The organism is Flavobacterium davisii, from assembly GCF_019565505.1.
Lineage (GTDB): Bacteria > Bacteroidota > Bacteroidia > Flavobacteriales > Flavobacteriaceae > Flavobacterium > Flavobacterium davisii.
Map to the genome: position 1 here is coordinate 2,475,090 of NZ_CP067378.1, position 16,894 is coordinate 2,491,983.

Annotated in this window: 10 protein-coding genes and 4 pseudogenes; 10 read left to right on the forward strand and 4 right to left on the reverse strand. The window is 31.0% G+C overall.

From position 1 onward, the window contains the following. Nucleotides 1-3: 3 nt before the first annotated feature. The 7 genes and pseudogenes from JJC05_RS11795 (at nucleotide 4) to JJC05_RS11825 (ending at nucleotide 8,471) form a co-directional block, all read left to right on the forward strand. A pseudogene (locus tag JJC05_RS11795) lies at nucleotides 4-1,634 on the forward strand (dihydrolipoyl dehydrogenase family protein). Between the two features lie 150 nt (nucleotides 1,635-1,784). Next, nucleotides 1,785-3,380 (forward strand): S41 family peptidase, encoded by a 1,596-nt coding sequence (locus tag JJC05_RS11800; RefSeq protein ID WP_105196084.1) that lies wholly within the window; start codon nucleotides 1,785-1,787, stop codon nucleotides 3,378-3,380. Nucleotides 3,381-3,393: 13 nt separating this feature from the next. Then, nucleotides 3,394-4,335 (forward strand): M20/M25/M40 family metallo-hydrolase, encoded by a 942-nt coding sequence (locus JJC05_RS11805; RefSeq protein WP_235877440.1) that lies wholly within the window; start codon nucleotides 3,394-3,396, stop codon nucleotides 4,333-4,335. Further along, nucleotides 4,325-5,009, forward strand: a pseudogene (locus JJC05_RS11810) (SDR family NAD(P)-dependent oxidoreductase). Before JJC05_RS11805 ends, JJC05_RS11810 begins: the two are co-directional and overlap by 11 nt. Nucleotides 5,010-5,340: 331 nt before the next feature. Beyond that, entirely contained in the window at nucleotides 5,341-5,940 is a 600-nt protein-coding gene (locus JJC05_RS11815; RefSeq protein WP_105196087.1) for a SprT-like domain-containing protein, read from the forward strand. Nucleotides 5,941-5,981: 41 nt separating this feature from the next. After that, nucleotides 5,982-7,040 carry a mannose-1-phosphate guanylyltransferase gene (locus JJC05_RS11820; protein ID WP_235877441.1) on the forward strand — a complete coding sequence of 353 codons (1,059 nt, stop codon included), beginning with the start codon at nucleotides 5,982-5,984 and terminating at the stop codon, nucleotides 7,038-7,040. A gap of 426 nt (nucleotides 7,041-7,466) precedes the next feature. Beyond that, a complete protein-coding gene (locus JJC05_RS11825) occupies nucleotides 7,467-8,471 on the forward strand; it encodes a sphingomyelin phosphodiesterase (RefSeq protein WP_235877442.1) in 1,005 nt (334 codons plus the stop codon). Nucleotides 8,472-8,669: 198 nt separating this feature from the next. Here JJC05_RS11825 and JJC05_RS11830 read toward each other — a convergent pair whose 3' ends face one another. From JJC05_RS11830 to JJC05_RS11840, 3 genes and pseudogenes are all read right to left on the reverse strand, one after another. After that, on the reverse strand, nucleotides 8,670-9,437 hold the full coding sequence (locus JJC05_RS11830) for an ABC transporter ATP-binding protein (protein ID WP_105196089.1): 768 nt from the start codon (nucleotides 9,435-9,437) through the stop codon (nucleotides 8,670-8,672). A 2-nt stretch (nucleotides 9,438-9,439) separates the two neighbouring features. Continuing rightward, nucleotides 9,440-10,189 (reverse strand): MlaE family ABC transporter permease, encoded by a 750-nt coding sequence (locus JJC05_RS11835; RefSeq protein ID WP_060383002.1) that lies wholly within the window; start codon nucleotides 10,187-10,189, stop codon nucleotides 9,440-9,442. A 115-nt stretch (nucleotides 10,190-10,304) separates the two neighbouring features. Next, nucleotides 10,305-11,153, reverse strand: a pseudogene (locus tag JJC05_RS11840) (glycosyltransferase family 2 protein). Nucleotides 11,154-11,314: 161 nt separating this feature from the next. Here JJC05_RS11840 and JJC05_RS11845 point away from each other — a divergent pair. Continuing rightward, nucleotides 11,315-11,884 carry a hypothetical protein gene (locus JJC05_RS11845; RefSeq protein ID WP_235877443.1) on the forward strand — a complete coding sequence of 190 codons (570 nt, stop codon included), beginning with the start codon at nucleotides 11,315-11,317 and terminating at the stop codon, nucleotides 11,882-11,884. 684 nt (nucleotides 11,885-12,568) lie between these two features. On the opposite strand, the pseudogene alaS reads toward JJC05_RS11845, so the two are convergent. Further along, nucleotides 12,569-15,203 (reverse strand): annotated as a pseudogene (gene alaS, locus JJC05_RS11850) (alanine--tRNA ligase). Between the two features lie 293 nt (nucleotides 15,204-15,496). On the opposite strand from alaS, the gene JJC05_RS11855 reads away from it, so the two are divergent. Continuing rightward, nucleotides 15,497-16,477, forward strand: a complete 981-nt coding sequence (locus JJC05_RS11855) for a M23 family metallopeptidase (RefSeq protein ID WP_235877444.1) — start codon at nucleotides 15,497-15,499, stop codon at nucleotides 16,475-16,477. A 61-nt stretch (nucleotides 16,478-16,538) separates the two neighbouring features. Then, complete coding sequence (locus tag JJC05_RS11860) at nucleotides 16,539-16,871, forward strand: MerR family transcriptional regulator (protein ID WP_127823786.1); 333 nt, start codon at nucleotides 16,539-16,541, stop codon at nucleotides 16,869-16,871. Nucleotides 16,872-16,894 lie beyond the last annotated feature (23 nt).

Genomic DNA, 16,894 nt, shown 5'->3' on the forward strand with positions numbered 1-16,894 from the left:
ATTATGGCAATAGTAGTTACCATGCCTCGTTTGAGCGATACCATGACCGAAGGAACTGTAGCAACATGGCTTAAAAAAGTGGGAGATAAAATAAAAGAAGGAGATATATTAGCTGAAATTGAAACCGATAAAGCCACAATGGAATTTGAGTCTTTTAATTCAGGGGTATTGTTGCATATAGGAATTGAAGTAGGCCAAACAGCTCCTGTAGATTCATTATTAGCAATTATTGGTCAAGAAGGTGAAGATATTTCCACTTTATTAAATGGAAGTACTCCAAAAAAAGAAGAACCAGTTAAAGAAAATCAAGTAGAAATGCCTGTAGTCAATTCTACAGCGTCTTCTGAAATGCCAGCAGGAGTAAAAGTAGTTACGATGCCTCGTTTGAGTGATACTATGACAACAGGTACTGTGGCTGCTTGGTTAAAAAATATTGGAGATACAATCAAAGAAGGTGACATTTTAGCTGAAATTGAGACAGATAAAGCTACTATGGAATTTGAATCATTTAATTCTGGTACTTTATTATATATAGGAGTTCAAACAGGTGGTTCAGCTCCCGTAGATAGTATTCTAGCAATCTTAGGTCCAGCAGGTACCGATATTTCAGGTATTTTAGCTAATTTTTCAACTGGAGGAGGTACTACAGAAGAACCTAAACTAGAAAAAATTACAGAATCAAAAGTAGAAACTGCTTCAAATCCTCAAACAGAAGTGTTAACTAATACAGGCAGAATTTTTGCTTCTCCTTTAGCTAAAAAAATGGCACAAGAAAAAGGAATCAATCTGGCTGCTGTAAGAGGAACAGGTGAAAATGGACGCATTACTAAAGCAGACGTAGAAGGATATAATCCAGCTGTAGTAAATACAAGTATAACAAGTATTATTTCTGATCCAGTAGTTGAAGCAACAACAACCGTAGCTGCTGTACAACCTTTCATACCAGCAGGTGAAGTCTATCAAGAAGAAGTGAAAAACTCGCAAATGCGTAAAGTTATTGCAAAACGTTTAGCAGAATCTAAATTTACTGCACCCCATTATTATCTAACCATTGAGTTAGATATGGATAATGCAATGACTTCTAGATCTATGATTAATAATTTACCTAACACAAAAGTTTCTTTTAATGATATGGTAATAAAAGCCTCTGCAATGGCATTAAAGAAACACCCTCAAGTAAATTCACAATGGAAAGAAGAGGCGATGATTTTAAATCACCATGTAAATATTGGTGTTGCAGTTGCGGTAGAGGATGGATTAGTAGTTCCTGTATTAAAATTTGCTGATCAAATGACTCTATCACAGATAGGTACATCAGTAAAAGATATGGCAGGAAGAGCTAAAATAAAAAAATACAACCAAACGAAATGGAAGGAAGTACCTTTACAATTTCAAACCTAGGAATGTTTGGTATTCAGTCTTTTACATCAATAATTAATCAGCCTAATTCCGCTATTTTATCTGTTGGCGCTATCGTTCAAAAGCCAGTTGTTAAGAACGGGCAAATTGTAGTAGGTAATACAATGACAGTTACTTTGGCATGCGACCATAGAACAGTAGATGGAGCTACAGGTGCTCAGTTTCTACAAACTTTCAAAGCCTATATGGAAAATCCAGTAACCATGTTAGCATAAAAAATAAAATGACAATAATTAAGTCCCGAAAGTTGAAAAACATTCGGGATTTTTTTATTTTGTAACGTCAAATAATGCCAAAAAATGTAGAGGAATTAGTGATTGTCTCATATAACCTCATTACATGTTATAAAGAAATACTCTGTATAAATGATAGAAAAAACAAAAATTCTAGTATTAAGTTCTATTTTGATACTATTTCAAAATTGTCAATCTGTATATAAATCAAATCAACATATAGAAACGCCTATATCTGTAAAAAAATTACACGAAGACATAGATTTTGTACAAAGAAAATTGTTTAAACTACATCCTTCTTTGGATCTGTATATTACAGAAAAATATTTAAAGTTCAAATTCGATAGTTTAAAAAAATCTATTAAAACCCCCTTAAAACCAAATGAATTTTATTTTGGAATTAGTAAAGTGGTGGCAAGTGTTAGACAAGGCCATACAACTATACAGCCTTTACAAAAACAATTTACACATAATGAGTTAAAAGAATTAAAAAAGAAAGGTACTTATCCATTGTCTTTATTTACTTTTAGTTATATAGATAATGAATTAATTATTGCCCAAAATCATTCAAAAGACACAAGTATAAAAGTCGGTACCGTTGTAAAAGATATTCAAGGAATAACACCTTCGTTTTTATTTGCTAAATATAAAGGAACAGATGCATCGGATGGGTATAATCAAACTTATTATAATAGCGCTTTTGCAAATAAAATAGTTCATTATTTTAAATTAGAAAAAACATTAAAAGATAGTATACAAGTAAATTTCTTGTATAAAGACAGTCTTTATACAAAAGTTTTAACACGAATAGCTTTAACAAAAGGTTTTAAAAAAGAAACGGTAAAGAAAACTAAAGATTCAGATAAAAAGATTTGTAAAACAAAAAATAAAAATCAGTTATTAAAAGAAAAAGAATTAAAAAACAAAAAAAATATTTTTGGATATGATGAAATCAAAAAGGAATTTACAAGACAATTGCTTTATCCTATAAAAGATTCATCATTGGCAGTATTACGCATAAAAAAATTTGTGGGAGGAAAACAAGCTAAAGCATATTCTCTTCTTTTTAAAGAAATTGATAATAAAAAGGTAACAACTCTAGTACTCGATTTACGAAACAATGGAGGAGGGAGTATTGAAGAAATTAAAAATTTATTTACGTATATTAGTCCCGACTTTGTCAATTTTGTTGATACATTAAAAGTAACGAATAGAACCAGTTTAGTAACTAATATGTTTCGTAATGTTCCAAAAGGAATTCTCATTTCCTTAGCCCCCATAATCATTCCCTATACAATCAAAAATTTATTTTCGATAAAAAAATCACCCACAGGTTTTTTTTATCAAAAATCAAAATTAACAAATAGATTACAACCGAGAGATTCGAATTACCAAGGAAAATTATATGTGTTAATAAATGGAGGAAGTTTCTCTGCGTCAAGTGTTCTAGCTGCTAATTTACAAAATATAAATAGAGGCATTTTTGTAGGAGAAGAAACAGGAGGCGCTTTTAATAGTACAGTAGCAGGTACATTACCTGTATTAACTTTACCTCATTCTAAACTAAAATTTAGAGTAGGAATGATGGAAATAGGTGTGGTAAAAAAATCAGCTATAAAAGGAAGAGGGGTAATGCCTGAAATTACGATAACTTCAAAAAAAGAAGATTATGAAAAAAAAATAGATTCTGAATTACAATGGATTATAGAAAAAGAAGGGAAAAATTAAAATAACAGATACTATGAATATATATAAACTAGTAGGGATATTTTTAATTGGTTTTTTAATAAAACTGAATGCTCAAGAAACAAAACAACAAAAAAATGAAAGAATTGAGAAAGTATTACAGTTTTTAACCTCAGATGAAAATAAAGGACGTGAACCGGGAACTCCAGAAATGGAAAAGGTTATGGTTTTTTTAGAAAATCAATTCAAAGAAAATGATATAAAGCCCTTTTATAAAACATATCGAGATAAATTATCAGATTATTATAAGCCAGCTTATAACATAGTAGGTATTATTGAAGGTAAAGATCCTATTTTAAAAGAAGAATATATAGTTATCGGTGCCCATTACGACCATATAGGTAATGCAACAAAAGTAGAAGAAGATAGTATAGCTAATGGAGCTAATGATAATGCTGTAGGAACCGTAGCCGTATTAGAGCTAATGAAATATTTTTCAGAAAAAAAAACGAATAAACGCTCTATTATTTTTGCTTTGTTTACAGCCGAAGAAAAAGGATTGTTAGGATCACGTCACTTAGCTAAGAAAATGAAAAATGCAGGGGTAGATATTTATTTTATGTTTAATTTTGAAATGATAGGGGTTCCGATGAATCAAAAAGATATGTTGGTTTATATGACCGGTATAACAAAATCAAACATGGCTAAAAAAATGAATGAGTATGCAGGAGAAAAATGGGTAGGTTATCTCCCCGTTGAAAGCAGGTATCAACTTTTTAAAGCTTCAGATAATTATCCTTTTTATGAAGAATATCACATTCCTGCTCATACAATCTCTACTTTTGATTTTGAAAACTATAATTTTTATCATCATGTAAAAGATGAATTTGAAAAAATAGACATGCAACATCTTCAAAAAGTAATAGGAAAGAGTAAAGTTGTACTTGAAAAAATGATAAATGCAACAACAAAAGAAATTAAGTTAGATGAAAAATAAAAATATTATAATTACAGGAACTTCTAGAGGAATAGGTTATGAATTAGCATTGGAATTTGCCAATGCAGGCCATCAAGTATTAGCTATTTCTCGCAAAAGACCACAAGCTTTACTTCAAAATCAAAACATAACCTGTTTAGCTATAGATCTAGCTGTCGAGAATGATTTGAAACAAGTAGGGGAATTTTTAGAATCATCATGGAAACAAGTAGATGTTATAATTCATAATGCAGGAAGCTTTTTGCATAAACCTTTTGAGGAAATTACGTCTGCTGAATTTGAAAATATTTACAAAGTAAATGTTTTTGGTATAGCAGCATTAACCCGTATTTGTATTCCATATTTGCAAAAAGGAAGTCATGTGGTAACCATAAGTTCAATGGGAGGTATACAAGGAAGTATGAAATTCGCAGGTCTATCAGCTTATAGCTCGAGTAAAGGAGCTGTCATCACATTATCAGAACTACTGGCAGAAGAATATAAAGAAAAAGGTATTGCTTTTAATGTCCTTGCCCTAGGAGCAGTACAAACCGAAATGCTACAAGAAGCATTTCCGAGGTTATCAGGCACCCATAACAGCATCAGAAATGGCAAATTATATTTTTGATTTTGCACTAACAGGCAATAAATATTACAACGGGAAAGTATTACAAGTTTCTTCAACAACACCTTAAAAAATAAATTGTAGTATGAAAATAATTCCATTAAAATAGACGTAAAAGGGTTTCTATTATTTGAATAAGATAACAGATTCTTTTAATCCTCTTTACAATAAAAAGGATAAAATGAAAATGAGAGATGCTTAAAAAAACGAATAAAATGAAAAGACAAATTTTGACGATAGATTAAAAAGTACCGATCTGATTAATAAATTTCGAAACTTGTATAAAAGATAAGAACAGTATTAATTGGATAAGGAAAGCATTAAGAAATCAAAGAAAGAATATAAAAGATTTCTATTTTAATATAAAAACGCTTTAAATTTAGAAAACAAAGGGTGATAAAATGCAAGATATTCTCTTAAAATACCTTCCAGAAAAAGCCGTTTCTATGTGTTTTGAGTTAATCAAGACAAATCGCGTACATTTAAAAATTGTAAATGAACGTGTAACTCGTCATGGCGATTATCGAAGAGAAGGAAACGGAAGACATGTCATAACCGTTAATTATTCACAAAATGAATACCGTTTTTTAATTACACTCATTCATGAAATCGCACACTTAGTAGCATTTGAAAAATATGGACGAAATATAAAACCACATGGCGAAGAATGGAAACATACTTTTCAAAGATTGATGATCCCATTTATTCGTCCTGAAATATTTCCATCTACATTATTATCGCTAGTAGCTCGACATTTTCGTAATCCAAAAGCAAGTAGCGATACCGATGCAACCTTAGCTTTAGCACTAAAACAATTTGATCCAGAAAATGATAAACATTATATTTTTGAAATTCCTTTTGGAAGTGTTTTTAGAATTCATAACGGAAGGATTTTTAAAAAAATAGCCCTTCGTACAAAACGTTTTGAATGTTTAGAATTAAGTACAGGAAAAACCTATTTGTTTAATCCCAATGCAGAAATAGAGTTGTTACCAAATTAATTTTAATCTTTGTAACTTTGCACTTTGTTACTTTTAAACCTATGAACAAAAATTATTACGCAATTATAATGGCTGGTGGAGTTGGCTCTCGTTTTTGGCCTGTGTCTACCGTACAGTTTCCTAAACAATTTCATGATATGTTGGGTACTGGAGAAACGCTTATTCAAAAAACATTTTCAAGACTTTCACAACTCATACCAAAAGAAAATATTTTAATATTAACAAATGAAAGTTACAATGAGATAGTTTTAGAACAATTACCGGGAGTTAAACAGGAACAAGTTGTGTTAGAACCAGCAATGCGCAATACGGCACCTTGTATTTTATACGCTACTCTTAAAATAAAAAAAGCAAATCCCAATGCAGTAGTTGTGGTGGCACCATCTGATCATTGGATTGAGGATGAAGTACAGTTTTGTGCTAACCTACAACATGCTTTTGATTTTTGTGAACGTGATGAAAATTTAATGACTTTAGGTATCTTACCTACATTTCCTAATACAGGTTATGGCTATATTGAGTATGATAAGTTAGATTCAAGACCCATAAAAAAAGTAAAACAATTTAGAGAAAAACCTGATTATGCAACAGCTCGTAAGTTTATACAAAGTAGAAACTTTTTATGGAATGCAGGAATTTTTGTTTGGAGTGTAAAAAGTGTTTTAAAAGCTTTTCAAGAATTTCAACCCGCAATGTATGAGCATTTTATAAAAGGGTATGAAATGTATAATACCGAAAAAGAAGCCGCTTTTATTTTAGATAATTATCCATTAGCTCAAAATATTTCTGTAGACTATGCTATTTTAGAAAAAGCGCAAAACGTATTTGTATTGCCCGCTACTTTTGATTGGAATGATTTAGGAACCCGGGGATCATTATATGATAAATTACCTAAAGATGAACAAGATAATGCAGTAGTAAACGCTACGGTATATTTAGAAAACGCAAATAATAATATTATCCGAACAGAAGGAAAAAAATTAGTTGTAATAGATGGATTAAAAGATTATATCGTAGTAGATAAAGAAGACGTGCTATTAATATATCCTAAAAATAAGGAACAAGATATAAAAACGGTAGTAGCCAATTTATCATCATAACCCTAAGTATATCAAATATAAAAACTGTCTGAAAAAGTATACAATTTGTCATCTATTTATTCTGAAAATACTTTTCTTTCCTTTTTAAAAAAAGTAAAAGGATTAAATAAAAATAGGAATAGTATTATTTTTTTAGACAGCTACTTTTAAATGCTTTATTCGATAAACCCAGATTGGGTGCTATTTCCTCCAACTTAATTGCCATTATTTGTTGGATTTAGAGATAAAGTAATTCCTTAAACCACTACTATTATTTCATTGAAATAATAAACTCCATTTTTTCCTGAAAAATAATTTACATTCTCTTAAAATGTTGTTATTGAGTTAATATTGAAGTAAATTATTTAAAAATTTAGATAATAATAGATAATTTTAAATTAAGAGTTTCCTAATCTATTGCCTATAGTTTTGTTCAAAAATTAAAAGATGAAAAAACTATTACTTCTATTAGGCTTACTGCTTATCGGATCTTGCTCAGATGAAAATGTTTTGTTATTAGAAAATAACAAAAATTCGACAAAAAGACTAACGGACTCTTCTGAAACCTTTTCAGTCATGAGTTATAATGTTTACCAATTACCCAATGTTATGACACAATACAAGAGTAAAGAAAGAGCTATTGAATTACAAAAATATATTTCAAATTTAGGAACAGAAACACCTGATGTGTTAGTTATAGAAGAAGGATTTAATGCGCGTTTTGGTGATGAATTTCTAGCTAAAGTAAAAACTATTTATCCTTATATGAGTTCTTTGTTAGGACTTTATTGCACAAGCGGAAAAGGAACATCCTTATATCCTAATGATTGGGATGGGTATTATGGTGATTGTGGGAATACTTTATTTCATATTAATGGAGGAATTATTATTTTGAGTAAATATCCTATTTTGAAAAAATATCAAATGATATTCAAAAATAGAATTAATTCGCCAGAAGGCTTAACGAATAGAGGAGTTGCTTATGTTGTTATTCAAAAGAATGGAAAAAAATATCATGTAATGGGAACTCATACAGCTTCTGAACAACCTGGTTTTCCTGGTAGATTAACTCGTGAAAAACAATTTAACGAAATGAAAACCTTTAAAGAAACGTTTTCGATTCCTCGTACAGAACCTGTTATTTATGCAGGAGATATGAATGTAGAATATACTCTAACGGATGAATATCAAAAGATGAAAACCATCTTAAATGGGGTAAATAATTACCTTTTTAATCCACTTATAGATAGAGGGACTTATTCTAATCAAAATACAATAGTAAAATACCGGGGATTTAAAGATTATAATAATACATTGGACTATATATTACTCGATAAAAATCATAAACTACCCGAATATATAACACCAACAAATCGTTTGATGGCTCAATATTTTGGTGGTGATATTTCAGATCATGACCCCGTATATGCAAAATTTGTGTTTACGTATTAATTATTTATGATGTGTGTTTAAAGAAAGAAGGTATCCTAAAAATCAGCAATCTTTTATTTTGTCTCTTTCAATAATCAAAGAAAGAATCTAATTAGAAACAAGCAAATGAAATTACATAAATATGATTCCGATTGTTTTTGGTTCTATAATTACAGATTAAATGTTGATTCCTTACTTTTGGATACCTTCTTGTATTTTTTACATTTCTTCTTTTAATACAGCTTCTCTAACCTTTTTAAATAATTCAGAAGAATAAACAAAATCAGTGACAGCTTCGTTATCCGTTTTAAAAATCTGAGATTTATCTCCTTCCCAAGCCTTCAAACCATTTTTAAGAAAAACAATTTTATCGCCTATTTCCATTACGGAGTTCATATCGTGGGTGTTGATAACAGTCGTAATATTATATTCTTTAGTAATTTCCTGAATAAGATTATCTATAACAATAGCAGTTTTAGGATCAAGACCTGAGTTAGGTTCATCACAAAAAAGATATTTAGGATTATTTACAATAGCACGAGCAATTGCTACACGTTTTTGCATACCTCCTGATATTTCACTCGGTTTTTTATGATGCGCATTGATAAGCTTTACCCGATCTATTACAAAATCGACACGTTCCTTGATTTCTTTTTTTGTTTTATTAGAAAACATTTTAAGAGGAAAACCTATATTTTCTTCTACAGTCATCGAATCAAATAAAGCACTTCCTTGGAAAACCATTCCTATTTCAGTACGTAAATCACGTCGATCATTATCGCTCATTTCTTCATAGATACGACCGTCAAAAGAAATAGTCCCACTATCTACTTTATGAATTCCTAAAAGGGATTTAAGAAATACGGTTTTTCCAGATCCAGATTGACCGATGATTAAGTTTGTTTTACCAGCCTCTAGAGTGGTACTGATTCCTTTTAAGACCATTTGATCACCAAATGATTTTTTAATATTGTGGACTTCTATCATGATTAGTTCGTTAAAAGAAGTTGAGTTAAAATATAATTACATAAGATGATGACTACAGAAGTCCAAACAAATGAAACGGTACTGGCTTTACCAACTTCAAGAGCTCCGCCTTTCATATAATAACCATGAAAAGAAGGAATAGTAGCAAGTAAAAAAGCAAAAACAAATGTTTTTATAAAAGCATATACGACATGAAAAGATATAAATTCAGCTTGCAATCCTGACATAAATTCGTCTGCTGTGGCAAATCCTCCATATACTGCGGCAAGCCATCCTCCAAATATTCCTAAAAACATACTCAATCCAATAACAAAAGGATATAGTAGTAATGCTATTAATTTGGGGAAAACTAAATAATTTAAAGAGTTAACACCCATTACTTCTAACGCATCAATTTGTTCTGTAACGCGCATAGTTCCAATACTAGAAGTAATGAAAGAACCCATTTTCCCTGCCATAATAATGGAAATAAAAGTAGGGGCAAATTCAAGAATTACAGATTGTCTAGTAGCAAAACCAATTAAATATTTAGGGATTAATGGATTGGTAAGGTTTAAAGCTGTTTGAATAGAAACTACTCCTCCTACGAAAAAAGAAATAAAGGACACAATTCCTAAAGAATCAAATATTAAATCATCTATTTCTTTAAAAATTAAATTTTCCATAACCGACCATTTGGTAGGTTTCTTGAAGATTTCTCGTAGCATTAAGAAGTATCTTCCTATTTGAGATAAATATCTTACTAACATCATAAAGTAGTATTCAGTTTACAGTTTTTAGAATTTAGTTAAGTAAACGAAAGGGTAAAAATACTATTTTTTAATCATTCTTTTAGAGAACGATACGTAATTACTATTTACTTAATGATTAAAAAAGTTTTTCTTTCATTTTTTTCCATCTATAAGCTCTTACAAAGTCAGCTTGTTCAGGTGTTACGAGCATTTCCTTTCTTTCTATTTTGGCCTTCCAAAAACCTTTAATATAATCAATGAATAATAATGGTTTGCCTTTGCGTATAGCTAATTTAAAAGAAGCGATAGCTGTTATTAAAAAACCATAACCCAATGAGTAAAAAGCTTCTCCCTGTTTGTAACGTGATGCTTGGTTATAATTAGCTCCTGTAGGTTTTAAATGCTTAACATGCAAAGAAGAATTGGTTATGACTTTCCAATTATAAAATTGGCAGAGTAATTCATCTACAGTATCCCAACCCATAGCAGGTCTTAATCCCCCTATTTGTTTAAAAGTTTCTTTTCTATAAGCTTTAAAAGCACCGCGAATATGATCCTTATCTGTCAGATTTTCTAAAACCCAATTACCATTTTTTTCGATATAAGCAAAACCACCTGCCATACCTACTTTAGGATCTTCTTTAAAATGGTTAAGAATTGCTTCAAAATAATTAGAAGGGAAAATCAAATCAGAATCCCCCTTAACCATGATGTCATATTCGTCGTCAAGTGTATTTAAGCCCGCTTGGAAAGCCTGAATTACTTTACTTCACGGCAAGTGAATAGCATCTGATTTCTTCTCAATTAAAGAAATCCAAGGATGTTTTTGAATGTAAGATGAAACAATTTCAGCTGTTCTATCGGTAGAATTATCGTTAACAATTACCGCTTTCTTAGGTAGTACGGTTTGATTAACAAGTGATTCTAAGGTTAAACCTATGAACTTTTCCTCGTTATGAGCAGGTATGACAATGTAATATTCCATTTTTTATAAATAGTATGCAAATATCTTTATTTTTGCGCTAAATATGAACAACTTTTTGGGACTTTTAGTTATAATGTTTTTTATATGAAAACAAAGTATGTTAAGTAATTTTTACTTTGTGTAATTTTGTGATAAACTTTGTATCAAACAGTATTGTAAATTTGAAAAAGAAAATAGCCTTTATAGAAATGGAAACCCACTCAGCATTGCTAGAGCAGTGGTATTTATTAGTTGCAGAAATGCCCCGTGTAAATTTTCATTTTTTTGTCAGTCAAAAAGTTTTTGATAAACTAAGTGCTATTCCAAGGCAATATTTAACGATTATTAATTCTGTTTCTAAAACAGATTTTTCTAATTATGACGGCGTCGTGGTTAATACCATACATCGAAATTATGATGACTACAAAACACTTTTTGAAAAAAAATCCGTTTTATGTCTAATCCATAACCTTAATTTTAGTCTTTTTTTTAAGAAAATATCCTGGCTAAATATCTTTAAAGAGAAGGAAAAAGGAGCTTACTTTTTAAAATTGTATTGTAAAGAAAAAGTGGCATCTAAAAGAAAAGTAATTGTTAAAGCGAGTAAACTAGGCGTGATTGCTAGTTCAGTCTTAAAAAACATAGAAAAACAAAGCGTATTTTTAGATAAAATAGAACTAATTCAGATGAATTATTGCAATCAATTTGAAATTCCAAAAGAGGATGTCATTCAAATTGTCATGCCCGTGTAATGTGTCTAATAAACGTAAAGATGTGGATATGGTTTTTAGCGTAATTCAAAAACTAAAACCCCAAACCAAGCTACATTTTATTTTTTTAGGAAAACCTGAAAATAAAATGGTTTTAAAACAATTAGAGTCTTTAAAAAGAATTCCGATGACAATATTTCAATAACACATTATCATCAATTTATTCCTTGGGAAGAGTATAGCCAAGTTATTTCAAAAGCACATTTATTACTTTGTCCTATTAAGGAAGCGACCTCTTTTTATTGGGTTGATGAAATATACGGAGAAACCAAAGTAAGCGGGGCTGAAGCGGATTGTATTTATAATGGAAAAATAGGCGTATTTCCAGAAAGTTATCCTAAAATGGATTGGATAAATTTGCTTTACAAAAGTGAATCAGAACTGCTAGAATTGCTGCAAAATCTAACATTGGATAAGTTGCATTTAGCTTACCATGAATTAGAAAAAATAGTCATTCGATACAAAAAGAACACGTTGTTCAAGATCTTGAAGGGATTTTGTTGAATTTGTAAGAGATAATGAAATGCTTGAAGAGTGTGATTCAAATCCTTTAAAAATAAATAGAGTAAATCACATAATATGGTAATGTGATTTACTCCATTGTTATCGGAACAACAACAAACCCAATGTTAAATCAGAACGTTTAAAATGGATGCCGTTTGCTGATTATTTTAAAAAATCAAGTGCTTTTTCTAAAGCCTCTTTTATTCCTGCTGGATTTTTGCCCCCTGCAGTAGCAAAGAAAGCTTGTCCACCACCACCACCTTGGATGTATTTACCTAATTCTCGAACAACGTTGCCTGCATTTAAACCTTTAGTTTCTGCTAAATCTTTCGAAATATAACAAGTTAACATTGGTTTTTCTTCGTTTATAGTCGCTAAAACTAGAAATAAATTGTTTTTATTTTGTCCTAGCTCATACGCTAAATCTTTAGCCCCATTAGCATCTAGATCTACTTGTGTAGCCAAAAAATCAATTTCGTTAATAGACTGCAATTGAGAAGTTAATTCCTCTTTTAGATTCTTTGTTTTTTCTTTTAATAATTGCTCAATTTGTTTTTTCAGCTTAGCGTTTTCATCTTGTAAAGAAACCACTGATTTTATGATGTCCTGTGGGTTTTTTAAAACTTCTTTTACTTCTACAATAAGATTTTCTTGTTTAGTAAAGAAATCTTTTACAGCATTGTTGGTAATTGCTTCAATACGACGTATACCTGCTGCAACGGCTCCTTCTGAAACAATTTTGAAATGCCAAATTTCAGCTGTGTTTTTTACGTGAATACCACCACATAACTCCATGCTATTGCCAAATTTAATAGCACGTACATTATCGCCATATTTTTCACCAAACAAGGCCATAGCACCTTCTTCAAGAGCCTGAGCAAAAGGAATATTTCTTCTTTCTATTAAAGGTAATTGTTCTTGAATACGGGTGTTTACAAAATCTTCTACTTGTTTTAGTTCTTCGTCTGTTACTTTAGAAAAATGAGAAAAGTCAAAACGTAAGTAACTAGGAGCTACTAATGAACCTTTTTGCTCTACGTGTGTGCCTAAGATACTACGTAATGCCCGGTGTAATAGGTGTGTTGCGGAATGATTACTAGCGCATAAATTACGCAATTCTGTGTTTACTTTTGCTTGAAACGTAGCATTTATATTTTCAGGTAAGCGTTTTGTAAAATGTAAAATTAAATTATTTTCTTTTTTGTGTCAATAATTTCAATTGTTTCGTTAGCTGAAATTAAAAATCCCTTGTCTCCCACTTGTCCACCACCTTCTGGATAAAAAGGGGTATTGTTTAAAACAATTTGATATAAAACACCATCTTTTTTAGAATCAACCTTGCGAATACGTGTGATTTTTACCTCATTTTCAGTCTGATCATAGCCTACAAAAGTTTCGACATTGCCATCAATTAATATCTTCCAATCTTCTGTAGATACTTCTGAAGCAGCACGTGAACGCTTCTTTTGTTTTTCTAATTCCACATCAAATTCAGCTTCATTATAAGAGTATCCTTTTTCTTTTAGGATTAGAGCTGTTAAGTCTTTAGGAAATCCAAACGTATCATATAATTCAAATACTTTTTCTCCTCTTACTTCCGTTCCAGTAGTTTCAGCTACTACTTTTTCTAATAATTGTAGACCTTGTTCTAGTGTGCGTAAAAAAGAAGCTTCTTCTTCACGAATTACTTGAGTTACAAGATTTTGTTGCGCTTTGATTTCAGGGAAAAATTCACCCATTTGATTTGCTAAAACGGCTACCAATTCATTAATAAAGGGTTCCTTTTTATTTAAGAATGTAAAACCATAACGAATAGCACGGCGTAAAATACGACGAATAACATAACCCGCCCCAGTATTGGAAGGTAACTGACCATCTGCAATAGCAAAGGCAACAGCGCGAACGTGATCTACAATTACGCGAATAGCAATATTGATTCTATTTTGCTCCTCTGTAAGATCTTTTATTTCATTATTGGTGTATTTTGATTTTGTAATTTCTGTTACTTTTTCAATAAGTGGTGTAAATACATCGGTATCATAATTAGAAGTTACTCCTTGCATGGCCATACACAAACGCTCGAATCCCATACCTGTATCTACGTGCTGTGCAGGTAGTTTTTCTAAAGAGCCATCTGCTTTGCGGTTAAACTCCATAAATACATTGTTCCAAATCTCTACGACTTGTGGATGATCATCATTTACTAAACTTCTACCCGAAACTTTAGTTCTTTCTTCGTCAGAACGTAAGTCGATATGAATTTCAGAACAAGGACCGCAAGGACCCTGATCGCCCATTTCCCAAAAATTATCTTTTTTATTTCCTAAAATAATTCGGTCTTCCGAAACATATTGTTTCCAAATATCAAAAGCTTCTTGATCAAAAGGGACATTTTCAGAAGGATTTCCCTCAAAAACGGAAACGTATAAACGATCTTTGTCTAATTTTAGCACTTCTGTTAAAAACTCCCAAGCCCAAGCTAAAGCCTCTTTTTTGAAATAATCGCCAAAAGACCAGTTTCCTAACATTTCAAACATAGTATGATGATAAGTGTCAAAACCTACATCTTCTAGATCATTGTGTTTTCCTGAAACACGAAGACATTTTGAGTATCGGCTATACGTGAACTTTTAGGTGTTCCGTTACCTAAGAAAAATTCTTTAAACTGTGCCATACCTGAATTGTTAAACATTAAGGTAGGATCATCTTTTAATACGATAGGTGCAGAAGGCACAATTAAGTGATCTTTGCTTTTGAAAAAATCTAAATACGCTTTGCGAATGTCTTGTGATTTCATTAATCTTTTGTTTAAAAGTTTAAAGCTTAAAAGCTTAAGGTTTTCCTTACTCAGATAAACTAAAAAATATATTTAAAATTTTCATCATACTTTACAGTCTCGATGGAGTTATAGTGAAGGTTTCGAAAGAAAACGACTAACAGCAGCGAGATGAATGATCTGAAATATTAAAATAATAGGATGTCAAAATGGGCATAATATCATTAATTTTTGAAACATTTTTTCCAGATTATTCGTATAATAATTGTTACTTTGTCATAACGAGTGCAAAAATAGGATTTTTAATTAAAAATATGTCGAAAAAAGTTAAGTATTACTATGACACAGAGAGTCTGGCTTACAGAAAAATAAAACCAAAGAAAGGGCGCAAAGTAGGAGTTGGAATATTGTTTTTATTAGCTTCTGTACTTTTTGGCTTTTTATTTTTCTTTTTAATATCTGATTTAGGTTATTTTAGTACACCTAAAGATAAGATGCAGGCGAGAGAATTAGAAAATTTAAAATTAAATTATGTTATCCTAAACAAAAAGATAGACCAGCTTAATGAAGTCCCGGCAAGTATTGAAGAAAGGGATAACAATATATACAAAGTTTATTTTAATATGGCAAGTCCTGGTGAAACTAATGAGGATAAAAAAATTGTATCCAAAGCACGTTTTAAGAATTTGCTTGCTATGAATAATGAGCAGCTAATAGTGAGTACTGAAACTCGACTTTCAGGACTTTCAAAGAGCTTGGTAGGTCAATCAAAATCATTAGATAAAATTTTATCTTTGGCCAAATCAAAAGATAGGTTTTTAGGATCTATTCCTGCCATACAACCTGTAAAGAATGAGCAGTTAAAAAGAATGGCATCAGGTTTCGGTTATAGAAGTGATCCGTTTACCAAAGCAAGAAAAATGCACAAAGGAATGGATTTTACGGCTCCAACTGGAACTCCTGTCTTTGCAACTGGCGATGGAGTGGTACGTAGAGCCGATGCAGGAGCCTCTGGTTTTGGTAATCATATCGTAATTAATCACGGATTTGGATATGAAACTATATATGCGCATTTGAGTCGTTATAATTGTAGACTAGGTAGAAGAGTAAAACGAGGAGATATCATCGGGTTTGTAGGAAGTACAGGACGTAGTCAGGCACCTCATTTACATTACGAAGTACATAAAAATGGAAGTGTAGTAAATCCTATAAATTTTTATTACGGAAATATTTCGGCTGTGGAATATACTGCTATTGCTAAAATGGCAACACAAGAAAATCAATCATTTGACTAAATTTTGTTTTATGTTTAAAGGGGAAATGCCCACACAGGAAAACTTAAGCTATTAAACATTTATGCAGATAAATCTTCCAGAAAATAAACGATATTATACGATGGGCGAAGTAGCCACAGCTTTTGGGGTAAATCAATCCCTAATTCGTTTTTGGGATAAAGAGTTTGATATTCTAAGACCCAGAAAAAATGCAAAAGGAAATCGAATGTTTACTCCGGAAGATATCAAAAATTTACAACTCATTTATCATTTAGTAAAAGAAAGAGGATTTACTTTAGAAGGGGCTAAAATTCATCTAAAAGAAGGACAAAAAAAAGCCTTAGATAAGTTAGCAATTATTAATAAGTTGGAAGCTGTTAAAGAACAGTTACTCTTTATAAAAAATAATCTGTAATTAAAATTAGACTATAGAGATTG